The organism is Nonomuraea spiralis (assembly GCF_014648435.1).
Taxonomy (GTDB): Bacteria; Actinomycetota; Actinomycetes; order Streptosporangiales; family Streptosporangiaceae; genus Nonomuraea; species Nonomuraea spiralis.
The window spans coordinates 60846-69487 of sequence record NZ_BMRC01000041.1; the positions used below are offsets into that span (position 1 = coordinate 60846).

Annotated in this window: 8 protein-coding genes; 4 read left to right on the forward strand and 4 right to left on the reverse strand. The window is 65.4% G+C overall.

The window, feature by feature from the left end:
• The first annotated feature begins 125 nt into the window (after window positions 1-125).
• Window positions 126-431, forward strand: a complete 306-nt coding sequence (locus IEZ27_RS48600) for a hypothetical protein (RefSeq protein WP_189653457.1) — start codon at window positions 126-128, stop codon at window positions 429-431.
• 191 nt (window positions 432-622) lie between these two features.
• Here the strand turns inward: IEZ27_RS48600 and IEZ27_RS48605 are convergent, their stop codons facing one another.
• The gene (locus IEZ27_RS48605) at window positions 623-2623 is read right to left on the reverse strand and encodes a hypothetical protein (RefSeq protein WP_189653458.1); all 2001 of its coding nucleotides are present in this window, start codon (window positions 2621-2623) and stop codon (window positions 623-625) included.
• Between the two features lie 459 nt (window positions 2624-3082).
• Between IEZ27_RS48605 and cutA the strand changes: the two genes are divergently transcribed.
• A complete protein-coding gene (gene cutA, locus IEZ27_RS48610) occupies window positions 3083-3418 on the forward strand; it encodes a divalent-cation tolerance protein CutA (RefSeq protein WP_189653459.1) in 336 nt (111 codons plus the stop codon).
• On the opposite strand, the gene IEZ27_RS48615 is transcribed toward cutA, so the two are convergent.
• On the reverse strand, window positions 3381-4700 hold the full coding sequence (locus tag IEZ27_RS48615) for an XRE family transcriptional regulator (protein WP_189653460.1): 1320 nt from the start codon (window positions 4698-4700) through the stop codon (window positions 3381-3383). The two genes, cutA and IEZ27_RS48615, sit on opposite strands and share 38 nt — an antisense overlap.
• Window positions 4701-4947: 247 nt before the next feature.
• On the opposite strand from IEZ27_RS48615, the gene IEZ27_RS48620 reads away from it, so the two are divergent.
• Window positions 4948-5436, forward strand: coding sequence for an ATP-binding protein (locus IEZ27_RS48620; RefSeq protein WP_189653461.1), 489 nt, complete (start codon window positions 4948-4950; stop codon window positions 5434-5436).
• Between the two features lie 68 nt (window positions 5437-5504).
• Entirely contained in the window at window positions 5505-5783 is a 279-nt protein-coding gene (locus IEZ27_RS48625; RefSeq protein ID WP_189653462.1) for a hypothetical protein, read from the forward strand.
• Between the two features lie 53 nt (window positions 5784-5836).
• Here IEZ27_RS48625 and IEZ27_RS48630 read toward each other — a convergent pair whose 3' ends face one another.
• Both IEZ27_RS48630 and IEZ27_RS48635 read right to left on the reverse strand, forming a co-directional pair.
• A complete protein-coding gene (locus IEZ27_RS48630) occupies window positions 5837-7669 on the reverse strand; it encodes a S9 family peptidase (RefSeq protein ID WP_189653463.1) in 1833 nt (610 codons plus the stop codon).
• Between the two features lie 18 nt (window positions 7670-7687).
• Window positions 7688-8642: helix-turn-helix transcriptional regulator (locus tag IEZ27_RS48635; protein WP_229825029.1), on the reverse strand; the 955-nt coding region annotated here is incomplete at its 5' end.

Here is an 8642-nt window from a genome sequence, read left to right on the forward strand (position 1 = left end):
CGACAGTGAGATGTTCCTGAGTGCGCTATGTGGCGGCCGGGGGTGCCCAACCACGACGACTTCCCAGTGCTGCTCGCGGTGTCGGACCATGGGCTACAGACGAGGTCCTCGGCCACGCGGATGTCATGGCATGGACGCGGATCCCCCAGCATTTCGCGCCTCCAGGCATTCCGAACGACCAGGAGTGGATCGAGTCGCTGTTCGGGCACGTCAAGGACAACCATCCGCACCTGTACATGATCACAGCCCCGTATGAGCTGGAGGCCGAATCGGACGCGATCTGCACGTTCTTTATCGGTGTGAGGCTGCACGAGGGCATCGGATACGTCACCCCGGACGACGAGTACCACGGTCGGGGTGAGGCCATCCGGGCGCTGCCCCACCGGGCGGGGCTCAAGGCCGCGCGCGAGGCCCGGAGCGCAACCCGGTGAGAACTACGCCAGGATCGCCTATCTCCTGCGGCTTATGGGTATATAGCCCGATCTGGTGCACCTTCTCTGACGAATCTTGGGTTGGCCTTCCGTTTCTGAGGCGGAAGCTCACTGTGGTCTCGAACTTGGGGGGAGTAGCCTGCCTGCACAATCGGCAGCGGCACGCAGGCTGGTGTCGTCGTCGTTGCGGCTTAACCGCGATGGCTCTCTTCGGGTGGACGAGTCCCCCCGACAGCATGTTTCAAACTCTCAATGACGTTTCCGGCCTGGACGTTAAGGCGCTCGGATTCGTTCGCTTCCCAAGGCGGGGTCATGCCAGCTGCGGCAGCACGGCTGTGTGCATCATCGATCTGTGCCACCAAATCTCTCGTGAACGACTCGATCTGGTCCAGCAGATAGCGTATGTATGCCTTCTTTTTCTCGGCGCGTTCGCGGTCGCTGGGCGGCGGCGCGGCACGCAACAGCGGCTGCTGGGTCTGTCTGCCGGGTGGGGGTGCGGATGAAGGTGCAGTGTTCGGAGGTTTGGGCAGGCGCACTCCCGTGCCCTTTGGGAACGCGTCGTCGAACCACGCTTGATCGGCGACCTTGCCGGCGGCGTCTGCGTGCCCGAAATGGTCGACACGACGCGGAGCACGGCCTTCCTCCATCGCAGCGGCCATCTCGCGCATCAGCCCAACTGCCGGCGCCCGTCGGGCGTTCATAGCGGCCAGCACGTCCGGGATGCCGCGCCGGGCCCGGACGCTGGCCACGGGCTCGTTGTCCGCGCCGCGGTTGGTCTGGGCGGCCATCGAGCCGCGATCGGCGTCGGCGAGCTTGAACGCGGCTAACCACTGCGGCGCTCGATAACGGAGCAGCTCATCGAACGCGTCGTCGTCTTTGTCCGCGAGAGCCAGCAACCGCACGGCGCTCTTGCCGCTGAGGGCGACGCCGAGCCGGGCGTTGGCGACCGGGACGGTCTTGTCGTCCACGCGCGGGTTCCACGCCTCCGGCCAGCTCACCGAGCACAATGCAGAGTAGGCCCGCAATCGCTCAGTCGTGTGCTGCGAGTTCAGTTGCTCGCGCTCGGGCTCGGCCATCGCCTTGCGGATCAAAGGACGACGGCGGTTGTCTCCGGCGACGGGGAAGAACTGCGCGAGCAACAGCATGCAGCGCAGGTCCCGCTGCTCGCAGACGCCAGCATCGGGTGAACACTCAGGCAATCGCCTAATCGGCAGGTCTCCTGCAAGCACCCCAAACACGATGTCGTCGAGAATCCCTGCAGCCCGGTACTCCTCCAGGACACGGCGGCCAATCGCCCGGTCCTGGTTGATCGCCGTGAATCCCAGGTTCGCGTGGATGTGGTCGCGCCGGTTTCCGGCCTGCACCGTTTGGTACAGCAGCTCGGGCTTGGTGCATCCGACAACGAGCCGGGCCTCGACGACGGCGACCTGGAGCGCCAGCCGCGCTGGATGCTCGTCTGAATCGGCATGTCCCAGCTCAGCATTGCGCTCGGCCGTCCACAACCGCAGGGCATGTGTCACATCCGGTGCCGTGAGCAGCGCCGTCTGGTCGGTGCTCAGGATTTGATGTCGACTCTTGGTCCGGTTGTTGCCCTTGACGGTGGGCCAGGCCCAGAAATCGCCCTCCGGGGTGCGATAGACCTGGGCAACCATCATGCAGAGGTCCTCCTGCCCGTTCAGCAGGAGGTCGGCAGTGAGATCGTAGCCGCGGCGGCCGTCGCCCTCGGCGAGCAGTTCCGCGGAGCGGCCGATCACCTCGACGACGCGGTTGGCACTCGTCATCGTCACGCTCAGCGCGGCTGTCGGCTTGCCATCCCGACCACGCCAGACCTCGATGGGCGGAAGCATCCACTTTGCGGTAGCCGAGGCCGGGTCGGCCGGAGAAGCCCAGCAGGTGTCGTTGCGCTCGTTGCGTTCCCAGGTGCTGCCAGCGCAGCCAAACAGCCGCAGGGAAAGCTCCAGGGCTGCTTCGCCGCCGACGCGAACGGAACGCAGGCGGGTAGGGTCGATTCGCTCACGGCCACGTTCGTTAGTAATTAGTCGTTCGACCGGCTCGGCGGTGTAGGTGAAGGCGGTAGTCAGCGCTTCAGGGGGCGCGTTGATGCCGTCGGTAGCCAGGGCGGCCTCGACCAGGCGGCTGACGGTTTCGGGTGGGTGCGGATCCGGGTACTCGGATAACGATTCATTGATCACGGTTCGAGAGACTCCTGGTGCATAGAGTGAGTAGATGGCGAGATGCTACACAAATTGGCTGCGTAGAGTCTTGGATTCGTGACGGATCGCTTCTAACGCGGCGTGGCGCGACTGCGGCTTGCGGTATGGGGCGGAGAGGTGGGGTGCACACACGCGGAGCAGGAAACCGCGGGAGTGTGTACCGATGCAGTTGGTCGAGTGGTTTGACGGCGGGGGGCCGACCAGGACGTTGCCGGATGGTTGTAGGTGCACGAGGAGCGGTGGACGACGCGCTCGCTCCTGGTGCGGGGGCATGGGACTGAACTGGTCGTAGATTCTGCCGAGCGCCAAGGCGACCGCGACCCGTCCGCCAATTGGGCCAAGCGTTGGAGCCTCGCGGCCGCCTGAATCACCTCAAGACCGCCGACTCCTCTTGAGGAGGGCAGAGGAAGTGATCAGCAAAGACGTACGCTCGGTGTTATGACCCGCCATGTCGAGGTTCACGTGACCGCTGACAGTCGTGATGAGGCTGAGCGCATCGTCAACGTGGCGGTTGCGAGCCGCGTGGCGGCTGGCGCGCAGATCAGCGGACCGATCGTCTCTACCTACTGGTGGCAGGGCGAGATCCAGCGGAATGACGAGTACTTGATCCTCATGAAGACCACGACGGATCGGCTTGATGAGCTCATCGTGGTCGTGAGGGAAGCCCACTCCTACGAGACGCCGGAGATCGTGGCCATCCCCATCGAGGGGGGCCTCGCGGACTACCTGAACTGGATCACAGAGGAGACGACTGTTTCCCCGGAGGGCGAGTAGCGGCGTACTCGGTGCGGAACTCCCTCGCGGCCTGAGTCCGTGAAGGCTTGAGTTCCGCGGCGACGTTGCCGAGACGTTCCCAGCCGAGCGGGAACCCCATCGCGGTTGTGGCGTCGAGGGCGGACCGTGCGCAGGTGACAGCCTCGGTGACGTCTCCGAGGCGGTACTGCGCGAGTGCCATCTCGGCCTTGACGACGCACAACTTCTTGATCTCAGTCGTCGGTCCGAGATGTAGGGCGATCTCTTCCATGGCGGTGATGGAGTCGTCTTGACGCCTGAGGCGCGAGTAGACGGTCAGGGCCATGGACGCGAAGCGCCCCGGGTCGAGGAAGCACGTCCATGGACGCGTGTTGAAGTCAGCGCCCGCATAGACATCCACTGCTTCGCGGATCGAGGACAGTGCGGTGCGGTGGTCACCGAGGAGCGCTGTCTCCTCGGCGAGGCGAGCCAGTAGCCATGCCCGCGTTGCGGGATCACCGTCGCCGAGCCGGTCGAGCCCTGATCGGATGAGCTGCGTGCTCCGGACTCTGTTCGCGCCCACCATGTACGAGCGGTATCCCGCCATGCAGGCGGCGATGGAGCCGTCCTCTGCGTGCTTCGCCGCGACGTTGGCCAGTTGGGTGTACGAAGCCGTCATTCGCTCGTCTCCCTGTTCCCAGGCGAACCACGCGGCCAGGATGGCGCTTTCGCCGGCCACCACCGCCAACCGGTGTCGGCGATCGTCCGCCAGACGGCTTTCCAACAGGGCGCTGATCTCGTTCAAATGGGTGACCAGCGCCGGGTAGAGGGACTTGCCGGGAATGTGTTCTTCGAGCCGGTGGAAGCCTCTGGTTCGGTCTTCGACGTGAGCAATTGTCGGGTCGTCTGGCCGGTGGTCTCCGGTAATGGCTCGCATGAGGCGTTGGGCTGGATCGAGCGCCGCACCGGCTGTGGCGGTCGCGGCCAGATGCAGGACGGTTCGTCGGTCCACGCGGTGGTTGAGCCTCCCTACTGTCCAGGCCAGGGCCAGGTGGTCGCCGGACGGCTCGGCTTGCGCTTCGGCCGTCGGTTCCGGATTTCGTGCCCACACGCGTCGGTAGAGCTCGGCGTACAGCGTGCCCGGCTGATGGGTTCCGGCCTCATGAAAGCGGACCTCCCGGATGATTGAGCTTCTGCACGGCAGTGTCTTGGGGCCAGCCGCGAGTTCAAGTTGTCGTGCCAATTCATTCTGGGTCCAGGCTCGGCGGACTCGCTTCGTTCGGATGTCCTGCGCCCAGTCGGGCCTGACATCATTTTCGCTCATTTGGGCTCACTTATACGCCGGTACTTCTGAAGGACCTCCTGAAACCTCCTCCAGTCTCTTCCTGACAAGCCCTGTTCCGCAGGTGTTCGCTTTCGGTAGCCGGGCCGCTACTCGAATGGAACCCCAGGTGACGCGCGCGGAGCCCATCGACTGAGTGACTTGACCGCAGATGTGGAGTCGAGCCCCTATGGGGGCCGATCGCATTCACCGGGATGCGACGCCACAGACGACAGGAGAAATACCGCGAATGATCGAAAAAATGCACCCGCCGAACCGATGGGAATGGATGCGCGGGACCGATCGGATGATGTGGCAGTGCGTGTTCCCCGGTGAACACGATCAGGTAGGCCTGGTCCGGCGCATGGTGGAGGCGTTGTTCGCCGGAACGGGCCGCCAGAACGACGCCGCGCTCATCGTGTCCGAACTCGCGACGAACGCCCTGCTACACACCCGGTCCGGCCAGGCTGGAGGCTGGTTCGGGGTGGAGGTGTACCTCCCGGAGAACGGCCCGATGGCCTACCTCGGGGTCTGTGACCTCGGAGGAGCAGGACGGCCGCGGTTCGATCGTCAACTGGCTGATGGGGAGCTGACTATAGGCGGCTTCGGGCTCGCGATCGTCAGGGATCTCGTCGTGAAGCTCTCTCAGATCGGTAGCCCGGCGACGGGACACACGGTCTGGGTCCACCTTGATCTCAAGACCAGGGACGCCGAGTGCGCGGGAGCCGCAGCGGGATGAGTGGTCGGCCTGCTGCTATCAGGCCGACCTCCAACGTACGGAGAAGTCTCCACACGAAGAGAGGTGACATGGATTTCGAGACCGTCCTCAAAGAGCTCTACCCGTGGTACGAGGATGACGTGCGGGCGAAATTGTTCGCGCTGATGTGCGACGTGGCCTTCGTCTACGCAAGTACCGACGAGGACTTCGACGTCAGCCTCGACTGCGCCCTCGACGCGATTGCCGAAAACGTCCAGGAAATGCGGGCTGAGTACCGCCTCAACCCGCTGTCTCTTCTTTTGTCCGCCGTCGGTGGACCGGAAGGCGGTGTCAACACCGACAGCGCGATGGTGACATCTGAACCTTGAGCGGCGGTGCCCATCCGGTCTGCGGATGGGCACCGCTGTGCTTCTCGGGGCCGTCATCCCACGCGGAGCGGTTCGGGGTTGTCGACGTCGGCGGCAATCAGGTGGGTGTGGAGGAAGGCGCTGATGGCCTCGTACGCCTTAAGTTCGTTGGCGCGGTTGGTGAAGCCGTGGCCCTCGTCGGGGTAGATGTCGTAGCGGACTTCGACTCCGCGTTCGCGTAGGCGGGTGACGATCTGGTCGGATTCGGCCTGTGGAACGCGTGGGTCGTGGGCACCCTGGATGACGAACAGGGGAGTGGTGATGCTGTCGGCGTGCGTGACGGGGCTGCGCTCCAGGAGGTGTTCGGCGCAGGTGTCGGGGTCGCCGAGGACGGTGGCGACGAACGTCTTCCAGGTGGGCGGTGACGCCTTCGCCAGGGTGACGAGGTTGCTGGGGCCGCAGATGGAGACGCCGGCGGCCCATGAGTAGGGCAGACGGGCCAGGCAGGAGAGGGCAGCGAAACCGCCGTACGAAGCGCCCATGGCGGCGAGGCGGTTGGTGTCGGCCCAGTCGAGGGTCTGAAGGAAGAGGATGCCGCGGTTCAGGTCGTCGAGATCGATGCCGCCCCAGTCGCGGTAGATGAGCTTTTGATGGGCGGTGCCGTAGCCGGTGGATCCGGCGAAGTTGGGAGCCAGGATGGCGATTCCCTGGTGGAGAAGATGCTGGTAGAGGCCGGAGCGGGCGTAGATCGGGCGTTCCTGGGCTTCCGGGCCGCCATGGATGGACAGCAGGACCGGGTGAGGCCCTGGGCCGTCCGGGCGGTAGAGCAGGGCGTGGACATCACGTCCGTCGCTGGCCGGGTAGGTGATCAGTTCGGGGACGATGGGGTCGATCACGCGTAGGGCCGCGGGGCGGGTGTCGGTGAGGTAGCGGAAGTTGTGGTGGACCAGGTCCAGGACCGCTAGTTCCGCCGGCCGCGCCGCGGAGTCGATCAGGACGACCGCGAGAGAGGCGTCCGGCGCCAGTAACAGAGCGGAGATGACGCCGGGAGGGATATCGGGGAGCGGTAGGGGAGAGCCATTGCGTTCGGCGTGCAGCCGGGAGCGGCCGGCCTCGTTGACGGACCAGATACGGACTCCTGCGGCGACGTCGAGCGCTTCGACGTCCCAACCTGGGTCGGCGATCGTGTGAAGGGATTTGGCCTCAAGGTCGCAGAAGGCGGCGGCGGTGAACTCGCTCCAGTGATCGGTGAGCAGGTGGAAGCCGCTGGAATCCGCCGCCCAGGCGCCGGGTTCGAAGACGCCCTCGCCGAGGGCGGACGTCACGCAGCCCGGTTCGGCGTTCGGGTCGTTCAGGTCGGTGAGGTAGATGGCGATGTCGGTGTTGGAACGGAAGCCGGTCGACAGGAGCCAGCGGCCGTCGGGGGAGAGGCTGACGGCTTCGAACGCGACGCCTTCAGGAGGCGTGAAGCGGCGGAGCTTGCCGGTTTCCAGATCGTGGACGATGAGGTCCTGGGCTGCTGGGTCGCGGTCGTTGGCGGTGTAGGCCAAGAAGCGACCGGTCGGGTCGAATGGCGATTCGGCCAAGATGCGTTGGCAGTCCGGACCGGAGCTGATCTCGGTCGGTACGCCGTTCTTCAGGGCGACGAGGTAGAGGCGGAACTGCTCGTCACCGTTCTCGTCAGCGCTGAAGACCAACTGGTCGCCCGAAGGCGTCCAGGCGAACTGTCGTACCGTCCGATTGTCGAAGCCAGCCACGCGGCGCGGTTCGCCTCCCGCGACGGGCGCTACCCACAGGTCGTAGTGCCCGGAGGCGTGGCTGGAGTAGGCGACCAGCCGGCCGTCAGGGGACAGCGCAAGGGTGCGCTGGAACCGCTGCTGGGGGACGAAGTCCTGGTATCCGGGCAATGTGGCAGACCTTTCGAGTCAGTCGATCCAGCCGCGGCGCGCTGCCGCGGCTCCTGCGGCGAAGCGGGTCTCCACACCCAGCTCATCGCGAATGGCGGTCCAGTGTCTGCGCATGGTGTTGACGCTGATGTCCATCCGCCGGGCGATCGCCTCGTCGGACAGTCCCTGGGTGAGCAGTTGCAGCACCTGCGCCTGTGCCGGTGTGAGCGGCCCCGCGGCCTTCGTGCTGCCGAACGGGATCGCCTTCTCCCACAGCAGTTCGAAGTACTCCCGCAGGGCCGCGACGATGACCGGCGAGCGGACGAGCAATGCCCCGCCCATCCCCGTGGGTGTGAGCGGAAGGAGCGCGACCGCCTCGTCCGCGAGCTTCATCTTCATCCCGATGCGAGGCAGCAGCCGCGCTTGCTCGCCGGCGGCCACCGCGGCCTCGATCGTCCTCGCGCCGATCGGATGCTCTGCGCAGCGGGTCTCATAAATGGCGCGGCACTGAACCTGGCCCTCGAACACGGGTAGCGGCGCGTACCCGGTGGAGTCCTCGACTGGCGCCTCCAGGACGTAGTTGTCCAGAGTGAGCCAGTCGTGCCGGGCCGCATTGATGAGCGCGTACGACAGGCGGCTGATCTCGTCCCGATCGGTGACGATCTGCACAAGCCTGCCCATCCCGGAACTTGAGGAGGACGCTGCGGATGTCTGATGGAACTCGCCCAGTCGCTTGTGCCCGGTCAGCAGCCGCTCCTGATCGCTGATGAGGCGGCGTGAGAGTTCTGACAGAACGCCCTGGAGTGCGAGTTCGGGCGGTGCGGGCACGAGGCGCGGTGGGAGCAACGGACCGTCCGGCCGAAGATGTGCCATCCCGCGGGCGGTCAGCTCGGTCACGTCCACGGACGTGGTGTATGAATCGATCTTCGCGTGATCCTGTTTCTGCAGGTTAAGCGGTAAGCGTCTGCGGAAGTGGGTTCTGGGTCGGTGTGTC